Origin of the sequence: Candidatus Allofournierella excrementavium, from assembly GCF_048526665.1 — a bacterium.
Classification (GTDB): domain Bacteria; phylum Bacillota; class Clostridia; order Oscillospirales; family Ruminococcaceae; genus Allofournierella_A; species Allofournierella_A excrementavium.
Map to the genome: position 1 here is coordinate 54,203 of NZ_DBGFPE010000047.1, position 14,965 is coordinate 69,167.

General features: G+C 64.2%; 11 protein-coding genes. 9 read left to right on the forward strand and 2 right to left on the reverse strand.

Translation table 11 applies throughout. From position 1 onward, the window contains the following. The first annotated feature begins 3 nt into the window (after positions 1-3). The 5 genes from mraY to ACMI1Q_RS11040 all read left to right on the forward strand — a co-directional run bounded on the left by mraY (position 4) and on the right by ACMI1Q_RS11040 (position 5,131). Complete coding sequence (gene mraY / locus ACMI1Q_RS11020; protein ID WP_419503781.1) at positions 4-1,014, forward strand: phospho-N-acetylmuramoyl-pentapeptide-transferase; 1,011 nt, start codon at positions 4-6, stop codon at positions 1,012-1,014. 33 nt (positions 1,015-1,047) lie between these two features. Beyond that, entirely contained in the window at positions 1,048-2,391 is a 1,344-nt protein-coding gene (locus ACMI1Q_RS11025; RefSeq protein WP_419503782.1) for an FtsW/RodA/SpoVE family cell cycle protein, read from the forward strand. A gap of 19 nt (positions 2,392-2,410) precedes the next feature. Further along, complete coding sequence (murG, locus tag ACMI1Q_RS11030; protein WP_419503783.1) at positions 2,411-3,529, forward strand: undecaprenyldiphospho-muramoylpentapeptide beta-N-acetylglucosaminyltransferase; 1,119 nt, start codon at positions 2,411-2,413, stop codon at positions 3,527-3,529. 34 nt (positions 3,530-3,563) lie between these two features. Beyond that, positions 3,564-4,811 (forward strand): cell division protein FtsQ/DivIB, encoded by a 1,248-nt coding sequence (locus ACMI1Q_RS11035; RefSeq protein ID WP_419503784.1) that lies wholly within the window; start codon positions 3,564-3,566, stop codon positions 4,809-4,811. Between the two features lie 104 nt (positions 4,812-4,915). Further along, positions 4,916-5,131 (forward strand): hypothetical protein, encoded by a 216-nt coding sequence (locus tag ACMI1Q_RS11040; RefSeq protein WP_419503785.1) that lies wholly within the window; start codon positions 4,916-4,918, stop codon positions 5,129-5,131. A gap of 54 nt (positions 5,132-5,185) precedes the next feature. Here the strand turns inward: ACMI1Q_RS11040 and asnB (ACMI1Q_RS11045) are convergent, their stop codons facing one another. Both asnB (ACMI1Q_RS11045) and ACMI1Q_RS11050 read right to left on the reverse strand, forming a co-directional pair. Next, the gene (gene asnB, locus ACMI1Q_RS11045; RefSeq protein ID WP_419503786.1) at positions 5,186-7,036 is read right to left on the reverse strand and encodes an asparagine synthase (glutamine-hydrolyzing); all 1,851 of its coding nucleotides are present in this window, start codon (positions 7,034-7,036) and stop codon (positions 5,186-5,188) included. Between the two features lie 21 nt (positions 7,037-7,057). Further along, positions 7,058-8,278 (reverse strand): ATP-grasp domain-containing protein, encoded by a 1,221-nt coding sequence (locus ACMI1Q_RS11050; RefSeq protein ID WP_330059017.1) that lies wholly within the window; start codon positions 8,276-8,278, stop codon positions 7,058-7,060. Between the two features lie 172 nt (positions 8,279-8,450). On the opposite strand from ACMI1Q_RS11050, the gene asnB (ACMI1Q_RS11055) reads away from it, so the two are divergent. Genes asnB (ACMI1Q_RS11055) through ACMI1Q_RS11070 form a run of 4 tightly spaced genes read left to right on the forward strand, consistent with a single transcriptional unit; the run spans position 8,451 to position 14,919 of the window. Beyond that, positions 8,451-10,271 carry an asparagine synthase (glutamine-hydrolyzing) gene (asnB, locus tag ACMI1Q_RS11055; protein WP_419503787.1) on the forward strand — a complete coding sequence of 607 codons (1,821 nt, stop codon included), beginning with the start codon at positions 8,451-8,453 and terminating at the stop codon, positions 10,269-10,271. Between the two features lie 32 nt (positions 10,272-10,303). Further along, positions 10,304-11,782: a UDP-N-acetylmuramoyl-L-alanyl-D-glutamate--2,6-diaminopimelate ligase gene (locus ACMI1Q_RS11060; RefSeq protein WP_394980149.1), complete on the forward strand. Its 1,479-nt coding sequence runs from the start codon at positions 10,304-10,306 to the stop codon at positions 11,780-11,782. 42 nt (positions 11,783-11,824) lie between these two features. Further along, complete coding sequence (locus ACMI1Q_RS11065; RefSeq protein WP_419503788.1) at positions 11,825-13,567, forward strand: Hsp70 family protein; 1,743 nt, start codon at positions 11,825-11,827, stop codon at positions 13,565-13,567. Next, positions 13,564-14,919, forward strand: a complete 1,356-nt coding sequence (locus tag ACMI1Q_RS11070) for a J domain-containing protein (RefSeq protein ID WP_419503789.1) — start codon at positions 13,564-13,566, stop codon at positions 14,917-14,919. The genes ACMI1Q_RS11065 and ACMI1Q_RS11070 overlap by 4 nt, the downstream gene beginning before the upstream one ends. Positions 14,920-14,965 lie beyond the last annotated feature (46 nt).

A 14,965-nucleotide genomic window follows, 5' to 3' on the forward strand; every position in this document is an offset into this window, starting at 1 on the left:
AGTATGGCACGCTATGCGCTCATCCTTGCGGCATTCACCGGATTCATCCTTTCGGCGGTGTCCGGCATCGTCATCGTCCCCTTTTTGCACAAGCTGCACTTCGGGCAGACCATCAAGGAGATAGGCCCCACCTGGCACAACAAAAAGCAGGGCACCCCCACCATGGGCGGCCTGTGCTTCATCTTCGCGGGCACCGTGGCGGTGGCTCTGGCCACCCTGAGCCTTCTGCACAGCGCCCCCGAGATGCTGGGCGGCCCCACCGCCCGCAGCCTCTACATCGCCATGTTCTCCGCCTTCGCCTTCGGCATGGTGGGCTTTCTGGATGACTTCATCAAGGTGGTCAAAAAGCGCAACCTGGGCCTGCGTGCCATGCAGAAGATCGTGGCGCAGTTGCTCATCACCACCGCGCTTCTGTTCGCGCTGCACATGAACGGCACCCTCACCACCTTTGTCACCCTGCCGGGCCTGGGCTATGTGGACCTGGGGCTTTTGTACTACCCGCTGTCCTACGGCCTCATCATCGGCATCGTCAACGCGGTGAACCTCACCGACGGCATCGACGGCCTGTGCAGCTGCGTGACCTTTGTGTCCATGCTGGGCTTTTTGACCCTGACAAGCCTTCTGGGCGAGTTCAACCTGAGCATTTTCGCCGCCGCCATGGCGGGCGCGCTCACCGGCTTTCTGTTCTGGAACTTCTATCCGGCCAAGACCTTCATGGGCGACACCGGCAGCATGTTCCTGGGCGGCACGGTGGCGGGCATCGCCTACGCCATGGGCCGGCCTGAGCTCATCTTCTTCTTTGGCGCGGTGTATATCTGGGAGGCCACCACAGTGGTCATCCAGGTCACCTACTTCAAGCTGACCCACGGCAAGCGCCTGTTCAAAATGACCCCCATCCACCACGCCTTTGAGATGCGCGGCTGGAGCGAGGTCAAGATCGACTGCGTGTTCAGCTTCATCGCCTTCGGCGCCGCGGCGCTGGGCGTGCTGTTCGCCTACGTTTATTACCTGTGATTTCTGGATGTTGAGAAAGGGGGCGGTGCCGCCGTGTCCACAAGAGATATGTCCGGCCGGCCCCTGCGCCGCCCGCCTGTGTCCGGGAGCGTCCGCCCCGCCCCTGCGCGGCCCATGCCCGCGCCCCGGCCTGCCGCCGGCCGCTCGGGCCGCATGCGCCCGGTGGGCGCGTCCCACTGCAAAATGCCCTGGCCCGCCATGTTCACCAAGGATCCCGGCCCTTTGAGCGGCGGCCTGCTGGCAAACCTTGTGGTGCTGCTGGTGTTCGGCCTCATCGTGCTGTTCAGCGCCAGCTACGCCATCGCCTACTACAAATTCGGCGACAGTTACCACTACATCCGCAGTCAGGCCATCTATGCGGTGGTGGGCTTCGCGGCCATGCTGATCATCAGCCGGGTGAACTACCGCTGGCTGCTGCGCTTCGCCTGGCCCCTCTACTGGGTCACGCTGGTGCTGCTGGTGGCGGTGCTGTTCATGCCGCCCATCAACGATGTGCACCGCTGGATCAACATCAAGGGCCTGCCCACTGTGCAGGTGGGCGAGATCGCCAAGTTTTCCATCGTGCTTCTGCTGGCAACGCTGTTTGAACAGAACCGCAGCCGCATGCGCAATTTCCGCCAGGGCATCCTGCTGCCAGGCGTGCTGCTGCTGCCCATCCTGGTGCTGCTGCGCCTGGAGCCCCACAACAGCGCCATGATCCTGATGTGCTGCATCACCGCCACGATGATGTTCGTGGGCGGCACCAACCTGATGTGGTTCGGCGTGGGCGGCGGCGCGGCGGCAGGCGGCATCGCCCTGCTGCTCATCACCAGCAAGGGCTATGTGCAGGAGCGCCTTGCCGGCTGGCTGGACCCCTTCTCCGACGTGCTGGACTCCACCATGCAGACCGCCCAGGGCCTCTACACCATCGGCTCCGGCGGCTGGTTCGGGGTGGGCCTGGGCAACTCCACCCAGAAGCATTTGTGGCTTTCCGAGGCGCAGAACGACTTCATCTTCGCCATCCTGGGCGAGGAACTGGGGTTTGTGGGGGCGCTGCTCTGCATCGCCCTTTTTGCCCTGCTCATCGCCCAGGGCATCTATGTGGCCGTGAACGCCCCTGACCGGGCGGGCTGCCTTCTGGTGGTGGGCGTCATGGCCCAGATCGGCTTCCAGTTCTTCTTCAACGTGGCGGTGGTCACCAACACCATCCCCAACACCGGCATCAGTCTGCCTTTCTTCTCCTCCGGCGGCACCAGCCTTTTGCTGCTGCTGGGCGAGATGGGCGTGGTGTTCAGCGTCAGCCGGGCGGCCAACAAGGCAAGAGCCGAGCGAAAGGCGCGGCAGGCCGAGGAAAAGGCCCGCCAGGAGACCCACGTGTTCCGTGCAAACAAAACCTGACTCCAAAGGAGAGAACGATATGCGCGTGCTCATCGCCGCCGGCGGCACTGCCGGCCACATCAATCCGGCACTGGCCATCGCGGGGGCCATCAAGGCCCACCGGCCGGACGCCGAGATACATTTTGCGGGCCGCAAAGAGGGCATGGAGTACCGTCTGGTCACCCAGGCGGGCTATCCCTTCCACCACATCGAGGTCAACGGCATCCAGCGGAAGCTGACCCCCAAGAACGTCGCCCGCAACCTGCAGGCGGTGTATCATCTGGCTCTCTCCGGGCCCCGGACCAAAAAGATGCTGCGGGCCCTGAAACCCGCTCTGGTCATCGGCTGCGGCGGCTACGTCAGCGGGCCGGTGGTGCGCTGCGCCGCCAAAATGGGCATCCGCACCGCCATCCATGAGCAGAACGCCTTCCCCGGCGTGACCAACAAGCTGCTGGCCAAGGACGTGGACGTCATCTTCGCCGCGGTGCCCGCCGCGGTGGAAAAGCTGGGCGCGCCGGAAAAGACCAGCGTGGTGGGCAACCCCGTGCGGCCCGAAATTTTCATGCAGAACCGCGACCTGGCCCGCGCCAAACTGGACGCCGGCCAGCGCATCGTCATCCTCAGCTTCGGCGGCAGCCTGGGCGCGCGGCGCATCAACGAGGTGGTGGCCGAGCTGGTGGCCTGGGAAAAGACCTGCCCCTGGAACATCCTGCACATCCACGCCACCGGCAGCCGGGGCGTGGAGCTGTTCCGCAGGCTGCTGGCGGAAAAGGGCGTGCAGCCCGGCAGCCGCCTGCAGGTGCAGGAATACATCGAGAACATGCCCGAGCTGCTGGCCGCCGCGGATCTGGTCATCAGCCGCGCCGGCGCGCTGACCCTGGCGGAGCTGGAAGCGGTGGGCCGCGCGGCCATCCTCATCCCCAGCCCCAACGTGGCCGAAAACCACCAGTATTACAATGCCCTGGAACTGCAAAAGGCCGGGGCGGCGGTGGTGATTGAGGAAAAGGACCTCACCGGCGGGGTGCTGGTGCAGACGGTGCAGCAGCTGGTGCAGGAGAACGGCAAGCTGGCGGTGATGGGCAAGATGGCCCGCGCCCTGGCCGAGCCGGAAAGCCTTGAAAAAATTTGGGCAAAGCTGGCCGAACTGATGGAACAGTGAGCAGCGCCCGGCAAAAAAGGAGGCGGCGCAGCCTGTGAGCGACAAGAACAAACGGACGGTGCGCCGCCCCGGCGAACGGCCTGCGCCCCAGGCCCCGCTTTTTGACCAGCAGACCGCCCCCATCCCCAGGCAGCCCCGCCGCCAGACGGGGGAGATGCAGCAGATGGTGCTGCCCCTGGGCGCGGTGGGCATGGAGCCGCTGAACGCCCCGGAGCCCGCCCCCCGGCGGCGGAAAAAGGCCGGGGGCAGAAAAAGGCCCGAAAGCGGACCCGCCCGCCGCCGGCAGATGACCCGGGGCGAGATGCGCCGCCGCCGCAGACGGCGGCGCTGGCTGGCCTTTTTCTTTGTGGTGTTTCTGATGGCGGTGGGGTTCATCCTCTCGGTCACGGTGCTGTTCAAGGTCAAGCACATCGTGGTGGAAAACCTGGACAAGACCACCCCCGCCAACACCGGCATCTACACCGAGGACGCCATCCTCGGCGCGCTGGCCGTGCCGCTGGAGGAAAACCTCTTCGGTTTCTCCGCCGCCGAAAAGCAGGCGGAGATGGAGCTGCAGCTGCCCTATCTTGAGACCATCAAGGTGCGCCGCCGCCTGCCGGACACGGTGGTGGTGCAGGTGGCCCCCGCCACCGAGAGCTGGTGCGCCAAGACCGACGCGGGCTGGGCCATCCTCAGCGACGGGCTGAAAGTTTTGAAGGTGCAGACCGACCAGCCCGCCGACCTGCCGGTTATCACCGGCCTGGGGGTCAACGCTCCCACCGCGGGGCGCTTCCTCTCCCTGACCACCGAGGCCCAGAGCGAGCAGATCGCCGACCTGATGGAGCAGCTCTACGCCCAGGACCTGGCCGGCAGCTGCACCCGCATCGACATGGGCCTTGGCACCGACGCCTACTTCGTCTACGACGGGCGCATCAAGGTGCTGCTGGGCACCTTCAACAATCTGGATTACAAGCTGAGCGTGGCCGCCCTGCTGCTGAAAAACGAGAGCGGCGAGTACCTCAGCTCCACCGACCGGGGCACGCTGGATGTTTCCAGCCAGCTGGACGATTCGGTCCACCGCTTCACCTTCGCCCCCGGCAGCTTTGAGCAGGAGGAGAGCGAGCCTCCGCCGCCGGACAGCGCTGGCTCCGCCTCCGGAAGCACGGCTTCCGGTTCTGAGGCGACATCCGGCGCGGCGTCCGGTTCCGCGTCCGCCTCGCAGCCCTCTTCCGATTCCGTGCCGGCCTCTTCCGCGCCGGCCTCCGGCAGCGCCTCCCAAAGCGCTTCCCAGCCGGAAGAATAAACACAGAAGGCCGCCGCCCGATAAAATCGGGCGGCGGCCTTTTCTGCGGCGGGATTTGTGCTATACTGAAAAAAAGGGGTGAGCCTATGGCTTTTATCGGCATCATGCTTCTCTATTTGTTCCTCATGGCTATGTTTGGCATGATGGGGCTGGGCGTGGTGGGCCTCATCCTGCTGGTGGTCTCCCTCATCCTTCGGAGCAGAGCAAAAAAGAGGGGAGAAAACCGCCAGACACTGTTTTTGCTGCTGGCCGTTCTGGGCGGCCTGCTGGCCCTGGCGGGGGCGGTCACCCTGGTGCTGTTCCTGCTGATGCTGTATTAAAAAACAAGGAAAGGCCCGGGCACGCCGCCCGGGCCTTTCCTTTTCGCAAAACACTCACCGCCGCACGAAAAACAGCTCGTACCACAGAATGAAGCTGTAAAAACTCCAGATCTGGGTCATGCCGCCGTTCTTGCCCGCCTTGTGGGCGTCCAGCAGCTTCAAAAGCCGGGGCACGTTGAAGAACTTCTCGGCCACCGGGCCCTCGAACTTCTCCCGCACCATGTTGTAGTATTTGTCCTGGCGCAGCCAGTCGTTCAGCGGCACCGGGAAGCCCAACTTGCGCCGCTTGGCCACGCTCTCGGGCAGCTGCTCCAGCGCCGCCGCCCGCAGGGCAATTTTCGTTTCGCTCTTGGAGGAGCGGTACTCCACCGGGATGGAGAGGGCCAGTTCCAGCATCTCCCGGTCCAGGAAGGGCACCCGCAGTTCCAGGCTGTTGGCCATGCTCATGCGGTCCGCTTTCAGCAGGATGTCGTAGAGCATCCAGGTGTGGATGTCCACCCACTGCAGCTGGGTGGGCTCATCCAGGTCCTTCACATGGTCGAAGTAGGGCTTGAAATACTCCTCGGGGGCCTTGGCGTGGTAGTCCTTTTTCAGGTATTTGTCCCGCTCGGCGGGGGAGGCGAACACGTAGTTCGCCCGCATGCACCGCTGCCAGGGCTCCTGCGCGCCCCGCATCAGGAAGTGGCGGCCCTTGAACTCCGGCAGCGCCTTTGCCACCGCGCCCGCGCCCTTGCGCAGGGGCCGGGGGATTTTGCCGTACTCCTCAAAGTGATGGGCCGCGCAGTAGAGGGGATAGCCGCCGAACAATTCATCCGCGCCCTCGCCGCTCAGCACCACCTTCACATAGCGGGCGGCGTTTTTGGTGAGGAAGTAGAGGGGCACCTCGCTGGGGTTGGGCATCGGCTCGTCCAGATACCACTGGATGGTCTGGTTCGCCTCAAAGAACTCGTCGGCGTTCACCTTGTTGGCGATGCTGGGCACGCCAATTTCTTTGCTGAAGGCCTGTGCGTAGGGCAGCTCGGAGTATTTTTCTTCCTCATAGCCCACGCTGAAACTCTTCACGTGGGGCGTGCCCTTGGCCACCTCGTTCACCACAAAGCTGGAATCCACGCCGGAGGAGAGGAAGCACCCCACCTCCACGTCGGCAATTTGATGCACCCGCACGCTCTCGGCAAAGGTGTCGGCAATGGCCTTTTTCCAGTCCTCCAGGGTCTTGCCGTGGTCCACATGGTAGGCGATGTCGTAATAGCGGCTCACCGTCAGCTTGCCGTCTTTGAAGGTGAAGCGGTGGGCCCCCGGCAGCTTGTAGACGTTCTTGAACATGGTCTCGGCGTTGGGGATGTACTCGATGGAGAGATACTCCGGCAGCCGCTCCTCGTTCAGTTCCTTCACAAAGCCGGGATGGGGCAGAAAAGATTTGATCTCGCTGCCGAACAGCAAAAGGTCCTCGTTCTGGTAGTAGTAGAAGGGCTTGATGCCGAAGATGTCCCGCGCGCCGAAGAGGGTGCGGTTCGCTTTATCCCAGATGACGAAGGCGAACATGCCCCGCAGCTTTTCGGGCAGCGCCTCGCCCCATTCCTCGTAGCCGTGCAGCAGCACCTCGGTGTCCGAGTGGGTGGCGAACACGTGGCCCGCCGCGGCGAGCTGCTCGCGCAGCTCCATGAAGTTGTAGATTTCGCCGTTGAACACCGTCACGAGGTTTTTGTCCTCGTTGAACATGGGCTGGCTGCCGCCCTCCAGGTCGATGATGGACAGACGCCGGTGCCCCAGCGCCGCCTGCTCGTCCACATAAAAGCCCTCGCCGTCCGGCCCGCGGTGGGCGATGAGGTCGGCCATGGCCTTCAAGGTCTTTTTCGCTTCTTCAAGCTCGTGCTTTGCGCAAACAAAGCCGGTAATTCCACACATTGGCTGCTCCTTTTGCCCGGGTCAGTCCACCAGGCTCTTGTTGCCGAAATAGCGTTTGTATTTGCGGTAGTTGTTCAGCTGGTTCTTGATGTACCAGATGCGGCGCTTTAACCCCGCGTCCTCCTTGCAGAACAGCTGGTGGCTCACCTTGCCCTGGCGCATCAGCTCCTTGGCCTCGGCCAGCAGGGCCTCGTCCTTCAGGTACTTCTTGATAATGCCCGCCGGGGCGATCATCCACAGATGGTGCGCGTCGGCGATGGTCAGGCCCTGCTCCTTGTGCTCCACCACGTCCTCCACCAGCCACTTGGCCAGATTGTAGCCGCTGGCGGTGACGAAAAAGCTGCTGCGGCCCTGGCGGGGGTTCATCTCAAACAGCTTGTATTTGCCGTCCCGCGCGTCGTACTTCATGTCGAAGTTGGAGAAGCCTTCCCAGCCCACGTCCTCCAAAAAGGCCTTCATCTTCTCCATCAGCTCGTCGTCCCGCACGTTCATGATGGCCGCGTAGTTGCCGATGCCCTCGGGGGTCTGCTCCTCCAAAAGGGGCCGGCCCAGAGCCATCAGCTTCACCTTGTGGTCAAGGCCGGAATAGCAGTTCAGCACCCGCATGCAGTTGTCGTCGCCGGGGATGTACTCCTGCAGTACCAGATTGTCCTGGTAGCTGGAAGAGTAGATGGCGGCGGTGATGGCGTCGAACTCCTCCTTGTTGTAGGCCACGAACACCTTCTTCTTGTGGGGGAACTTGCAGTTCCAGTAGGCCACGCTGTTGCTGGCCTTGATGATGCAGGGGAAGGGGAAGGGCAGCTCCACCGTCTTGTAGTTCTCGTTGGTGCAGCCGAAGGTGCGGGGGTAGGAAAGGCCGTGCCGCTCGCAGGCCTGGTAGAAGAATTCCTTGGTGTCCAGCTCCGCCACCAGTTCGGGGGTGGGGCAGGCGAATTTGTAATAGGGCTCCAGCGCCGCCCGGGCCCGGGCCATCAGGCCGGTGTAGTTGTCGCCGCAGCTCACCAGCACCAGCGTCTTGCCGGTGTGGGCCTTGGCGAAATCGGTCAGGGTGCGCACGAACACCGCGTCGTCTTCCAGATTCGGCTCCACCACCGCCATCTTCACCAGCCTGGAGTTTGCCGTGGCGGCCAGCGCCCCCTTGCCGATGGCAAGGCTGGTCACGCCGTATTCCATGTAAAAGCTGCGGGCCATGCCGTACACATTGGCGTCGCTGCCCAAAAGCACAGGGAGAAGGTCTTTCATATCCATCACCTTTTCTGAGAATTCAGTGTCGCGTATATTCTACTTCTTTTATGGGGCCCTTGTCAATTTGCCGCCCCCCTTTTAAACCGCCGCCGTTTGTAGTATAATAAACCCTATATTGGGCAGTTACGCCCTTTTACGGGAAAGGAACAAAAACAGTATGTGTGGGATCGTGGGATTTTGCGGCCGGCGCGCCGACCGGGAAGAGATATTGAAAGCCATGATGGACGCCATCGCCCACCGCGGGCCGGACGGCGCGGGCAGCTATTTCGGCGACGGCGTTGCCCTGGGCCACCGGCGGCTCTCCATCATCGACATCGAGGGCGGCCGCCAGCCCATGTTCAACGAGGATAAGCGCCTGGCGGTGGTGTTCAACGGCGAAATTTACAACTTCATGGAGCTGCGCGCCCAGCTGCAGGCGGCAGGCCACACCTTCGCCTCCGACCATTCCGACACCGAAGTCCTGCTCCACGGCTACGAGGAGTGGGGCGAGGGCATGCTGGAAAAGCTGCGGGGCATGTTCGCCTTCGCCATCTGGGACGAAGCGGACCAAAGCCTCTTCTGCGCCCGGGACCCCTTCGGCATCAAGCCCTTTTATTATTACACCAATGCCGAGGGCGAATTGCTCTTTGGCAGTGAGATTAAAAGCTTTCTGCCCCATCCCGGCTTTGTGAAGGAGCTGAACGAGGAGCGGCTGGAGCTCTACCTCACCTACCAGTATTCCCCGGGGGAGGACACCTTTTTCAAGGGCGTCAAAAAACTGCTGCCCGCCCACTGGCTGCGCTGGAAAGCGGGCGAAGTGTCCACCGGCCGCTACTGGCAGCCCAGGTTCGAGGCGGACAACGGCCCCGACATGACCGGCTGGGAAGACAAGATCGAAGCCGCCATGAAGGAGAGCGTGGCCGCTCACAAAATTGCCGACGTGGAGGTGGGGTCCTTCCTTTCCTCCGGCGTGGACTCCAGCTATATGGCCTGCCTTGCCAAGGTGGACAAGACCTTCACCGTGGGCTTTGCCAACAAGCAGTACGACGAGACCGAGTACGCCTCGGAGTTCAGCAAATTTTTGGGCGTGAAGAACTTCGCCTACCGCATCGAGCCGGAGGAGTACTGGGCCAACCTGGGCCGCATCCAGTACCACATGGACGAGCCTTTGGCGGACGCCGCCAGCGCCGCCCTCTACTTCGTAAACCGGGAGGCCGCCAAACAGGTCAAGGTCTGCCTTTCCGGCGAGGGCGCGGATGAGTTCTTCGGCGGCTACAACATCTACAAGGAGCCCTTCACCGTCAGCTGGTATGATAAACTGCCCCTGCCTCTGCGCCGCGCTGTGGGCGCGGTGGCCGAGCTGCTGCCGCCGGTGCACGGCGTGAACTTCCTGGTGCGGCGCTCCAAGCCCCTGGAAGAGCGCTACATCGGCAACACCAACCTGATGGGCGAGCGCCAGAAGAAAAAGCTGCTCAAACACTACACGGGGCGCGTCAAACCCACCGACCTCTCCCGGCCCTTCTTTGAAAAGACCAAAGGCCAGGACCCGGTCACCCGCATGCAGTTCACCGACCTGCACCTGTGGCTGGCTGGGGACATCCTCCTGAAAGCGGACAAGATGAGCATGGCCAACAGCCTGGAGCTGCGGGTGCCTTTCCTCGATAAAGAAGTGTTCGAGGTGGCCCGGCACATCCCGGTGAAATACCGCGCCAACGCTGAAGGCACAAAACTTGCCATGCGCGGCGCGGCGGCCCGCAGCATCCCCGAGCGCACCGCCGACAAGAAGAAGCTGGGCTTCCCGGTGCCGGTGCGCGCCTGGCTGCGGGACGAGCAGTACGCCGCCGTGGTGCGAAAGGCCTTTGAGAGCGAGGCCGCGGCCAAATTCTTCAAGACGCAGGAACTGAAAAAACTGCTGGACGACCATGTCTCCGGCAAGCGGGACAACTGGCGCCAGATCTGGTGCGTGTTCATGTTCCTTGTTTGGTACGACGAATATTTTGTAAAGCGCTGAGCATACGCAATTCATAAAGGGAGGCTGATTTTATGAAACTTTCCCAGTTGATGGAAGGGCTGGACTATCTGGTCCTGCAGGGCGACGCCGAGACCGAAGTGGCGGACGTTGCCTATGACTCCCGCAAGGTGCAGCCCGGCTTTGCCTTTGTCTGCGTGGTGGGCACCAACCGTGACAGCCACGATTACGCCGAAGACGTGGCCGCCGCCGGGGCCAGCGTGCTGGTCATCCAGCACAAGCTGGACGAGATGCCCGCCGGCGTCACCGTGGTGCAGGTGGAGAACAGCCGCCACGCACTGGCCATCATGAGCTGCAACCTCTTCGGAAACCCCGCCAAAAAGATGACCATGATCGGCGTCACCGGCACCAAGGGCAAGACCACCACCGCCCACATGATCCAGGCGGCGCTGAACGCCGCCGGCAAAACCTGCGGCATCATCGGCACCAACGGCACCGCCTTCGCCGGCGAGCGCCACGCCCTGGCCAACACCACCCCCGAAAGCTACGAGCTGCAAAAACTCTTCTCCGAGATGCTCGCCGCCGGGTGCGACAGCGTGGTGATGGAAGTCTCCAGCCAGGGGTTGATGATGAGCCGCGTGGACGGCATCCACTTCGATGTGGGCGTGTTCACCAACCTCTACCCCGACCACATCGGCGGCCCCGGCGAGCACCAGAGCTTTGAGGAATACCGCGCCTGGAAGGGCCAGCTGTTCCGCCGCTGCGACGTGGGCGTGGTGAACGTGGACGACAAAAACTGCAACACCCTGCTGGCGGGCCACACCTGCCGGCTGGTCAGCTACGCCATGCACAAGGACGCGGACTTCGTGGGCAGCGGCCTGGAGCTGGAGCGGGGCGAAAACTTTCTGGGCATCTCCTACCAGCTCAGCGGCGTGTGGAACGCCCGCGTGCGGGTGAACATGCCCGGCGAGTTCAGTGTTTACAACTCCCTGGCCGCCCTGGCGGTGGGCCAGGTGCTGGGCCTTGAGATGGAGGCTGTGTGCAAGGGCCTGGAGCAGGTCAGCGTCAAGGGCCGCGTGGAGCTGGTGCCGGTGAGCAAGCGGTTCACCGTGCTCATCGACTTTGCCCACAACGAGGCGGGCACCGAGAATCTGCTCACCACCCTGCGTGCCTACCAGCCCAAACGGCTGGTGGTGCTCTTCGGCTGCGGCGGCGACCGCAGCCGCCTGCGCCGCTACGGCATGGGCGAGGTGGCCAGCCGTCTGGCGGATTTCCTCATCCTCACCGAGGACAACAACCGCTTCGAGGAAGTGGAAGCCATCCTGGCGGACATCAAGATCGGCATCGCCCAGGGCCGCCCCGATGTGCCCTGTGTGGAGATCCCCGACCGCCTGGACGCGCTGCACTACGCCCTGGACCACGCCCAGGACGGCGACATGATCGCCGTCATCGGCAAGGGCCACGAGACCTACCGCGACCGCAAGGGCAAAAAGACCCCCTTCCTGGAGCGGGAGCTGCTGCTGGAATACGCGCAGCAGATCGGCCTGGAATGAACAGAACGAACACAACGAAACACGAGGAAGCGAACGAACGACATGCCCATCATCGGTATTGACCTTGGAACCACAAACAGCCTGGCCGCGGTGTACAAGGACGGCGCCAGCCGCCTTGTGCCCAACGCCTTCGGCGAATATCTCACCCCCAGCGTCGTCAGCATCGACGAGGACGGCGAGGTGCTGGTGGGCAAAGCCGCCAAGGAGCGGCTCATCACCCACCCCGAGCGCACCGCCGCCGCCTTCAAGCGGGCCATGGGCACCGGCAGGACCTTTTCCCTCGCCGGGCGGGAATTCCTGCCCGAGGAGCTCTCCGCCCTGGTGCTGCGCCGTTTGAAAGAGGACGCGGAGGCCTATCTCGGCCAGCCGGTGGAGGAGGCCGTGGTCAGCGTGCCCGCCTATTTCACCGACTCCCAGCGCGCCGCCACCAAGCGGGCGGGCAAGCTGGCGGGCCTGCGGGTGGAGCGCCTCATCAACGAGCCCAGCGCCGCGGCCCTGGCCTGCTACGACCCCGACCAGGGGGACGCGGCCTTTCTGGTCTACGACTTCGGCGGCGGCACGCTGGACGTCTCGGTGGTGGACTGCTTTGAAAACGTGGTGAACATCCTGGCCGTCAGCGGCGACAACCAGCTGGGCGGCAACGACCTGGACGCGGCCATCGCCCACATGTACTGCCAGGAGAACAACATCGATTACGACGCGCTGGACCCCAGCTTGCGGGCCATCCTGCTGGCCCAGGCCGAGCAGTGCAAGCAGACCCTCACCACCGCCCCCATGGCGGTGATGGTGCTGGACCTGCCGGGCCTTGTGGGCTCCATGAGCCTGACCGGCCAGAAGCTCATCGAAAACGCAGCCACCCTCTTCGGGCGCATGCGCACCCCGCTGCAAAAGGCCCTGCGGGACAGCGGCCTTGCCCCCCGGGAACTGCACGGCGTGGTGCCGGTGGGCGGCAGCTGCAAGATGCCGGTGGTGCGCCAGTACCTGTCCCATCTGCTGGGCCGGCCTCTGCTGGACGCCGGCCACCCGGACACGGTGGTGGCTCAGGGCGCGGGGCTTTACGCCGCCATGAAGGAGCGCAAGGCCGAGCTGCGCCAGATGGTGCTCACCGACCTGTGCCCCTTCACTCTGGGCGTGGGGGTACATAACCCGGCGGATGAGGACAACCTCATCATGAGCCCCATCATCGAGCGCAACAGCGCCCTGCCCACCAGCAAGGTGGAAAAGTACTACACCGTCAGCGCCGGCCAGACCAAGCTGCACATCCAGATCTTTCAGGGCGAGGCGATGTACTGCGCCGACAACCGCAAGCTGGGCGAGCTGGACCTGCCGGTGCCGCCCGGCCCTGCGGGGCAGGAGGGCGCGGCGGTGCGCTTTACCTACGACATCAACGGCATCCTGGAAGTGGAGGCCGAAAGCCTCTCCACCGGCAAGGCCATCAGCGCGGTGCTGGTGGGGCCGGGCAGCGGCCTCTCCGAAGCCGAGGCCAAAAAGCGGCTGGAGCAGCTGCAAAAGCTGAAGATACACCCCCGAGACCGGGAGGAGAACCGCCTGCTGCTGGCCCGGGGCGAGCGCCTGTGGAAAGAGACCCTGGGCGAAGTGCGCGAGCAGGTGGGCCGGGTGATGGAGGCCTTCCAGGAGGAACTGGCCAGCCAGGAGCCCGCCCGCATCCTGCGGGCCAGAAGCCGCTGCAAGGAGATGCTGGACCGGCTGGAGGCCGGCAGCGGCCTGGACGAGCAGAACTGGGACGACTTTTTTGACGACGAAAGCGGCGAGGACGAGGAATGAATTTCTGGGAGATACTGGGCATTTCGCCCACCACCGACCTGGCGGCCATCCGGCACGCCTATGCCGAGAAGACCCGCGCCTGCCACCCGGAGGAAGACCCGGAGGGCTTTGACAAGCTGCACACCGCCTTTCAGGAGGCGACGCAGTACGCCCGGCGCTCCCGCCGGGCGGCCCCGGCGGCGCCCCAGGCCGAAAAACGTCCCGCCGCCGCGCCCGCGGCTCCGGCGGTGGCCGGCACCCGGGAAAGCTGCCTTGCCGCCGAGCAGGCGGCCTATCTTGCCTGGATGAAGAAAAACGGCTCCGCCGCCCGTCAGGCGGGGGAGCAGACCACCTTCGACTTCTCCGCCGCCGAGACCGCGCCCCGCCGCGCCCCCGCGCGGCCCCGGGAGCCGGGCGACGAGGAAGAACAGCCTCCCGCGGCGCAAACGCCGCCGGGACTGCAGCCGCAGTTCGACTTCGACCACCTGCCCCAGCAGGTCAGCCGCCAGCGCCGACAGCAGGCCCAGGAGTTGGTGGACCAGCTGCGGGCGGCCTGCGGCCCCGACGCCGGGCGCTGGCAGGCCCGGGAACTGCTGGAAAGCGAGGAGTTCCGCGCCCTTCAGCATGCCCCCGAATTTTTGGAAACGCTGGTCAAGTTCCTCAAAACCGAACCCGCCTGCCTGGAAAAACTGGCGGTGGACCTGGCCTACGCCTATGGCCTGCCCAAACTGGGTGAGGGCTCCGGCCCCGCGCCGGACGCCTTCCATGAGGAACTTTTCGCCCTGCTGCGCCCCATCTGGCAGGCCCGGTGGAAGGTGCTGGAAAAGAAAAATGAACAGGAAGCCGCCCGCCCGGGCAACATTGCCGCCCTTGTCATCGGCATGATCGTGGTGATCATGCTGCTGGCTGCCCTGGACGGGCAGCACATCGCTCTGCGCCTGCCGCTGGCCCTTCTGGGCGGCGCGGCGGGAGTGGTGGCGGCGCTGCTGGTGCAGCGCATGCAGGCCCGGGGCTGGCTGCCCGCCACGCGGGTCCTGGCGCTGCGGGCGTTCCAGCTGTTTTTCCTGGCCCTCTTTTTCTTCAATGTGGGCCCGGCCAGCACGGTCAGCCTGCTGGCCTGCTTTGTGGCCGCCGCCCTGCCCGGCCGCAAATGGTACTTCCGCCAGTCAAAGCAGACGCGCTTTGCCCTCACCGCCGCCTGCGCCGTGCTCAGCGTGATCTGGGTGCCCGTCTCCTTCGTCGTGATGCCGTCCATCACCGACGACGTGGCCTTCTGCGCCATCTTCAGCTGGTGCGTGCTGCCCCTGGCCTTCATCCGCTGCATCGTCAGCAACTGCCGGTTCTACAAACTGGCCGCCCGCTATGGGCTGTGACAAACACATACCCGCCCCCTCTCCCCGCATAGAATGCCAGGGGAGA

Excerpts from the sequence above, each read along its gene's own strand:
- mraY (WP_419503781.1), top strand. The coding sequence starts at position 4 with ATGGCACGCTATGCGCTCATCCTTGCGGCATTCACCGGATTCATCCTT.
- murG (WP_419503783.1), top strand. The coding sequence starts at position 2,411 with ATGCGCGTGCTCATCGCCGCCGGCGGCACTGCCGGCCACATCAATCCG.
- ACMI1Q_RS11040 (WP_419503785.1), top strand. The coding sequence starts at position 4,916 with ATGCTTCTCTATTTGTTCCTCATGGCTATGTTTGGCATGATGGGGCTG.
- asnB (WP_419503786.1), bottom strand. The coding sequence starts at position 7,036 with ATGTGTGGAATTACCGGCTTTGTTTGCGCAAAGCACGAGCTTGAAGAA.
- ACMI1Q_RS11050 (WP_330059017.1), bottom strand. The coding sequence starts at position 8,278 with ATGAAAGACCTTCTCCCTGTGCTTTTGGGCAGCGACGCCAATGTGTAC.
- ACMI1Q_RS11060 (WP_394980149.1), top strand. The coding sequence starts at position 10,304 with ATGAAACTTTCCCAGTTGATGGAAGGGCTGGACTATCTGGTCCTGCAG.
- ACMI1Q_RS11065 (WP_419503788.1), top strand. The coding sequence starts at position 11,825 with ATGCCCATCATCGGTATTGACCTTGGAACCACAAACAGCCTGGCCGCG.
- ACMI1Q_RS11070 (WP_419503789.1), top strand. The coding sequence starts at position 13,564 with ATGAATTTCTGGGAGATACTGGGCATTTCGCCCACCACCGACCTGGCG.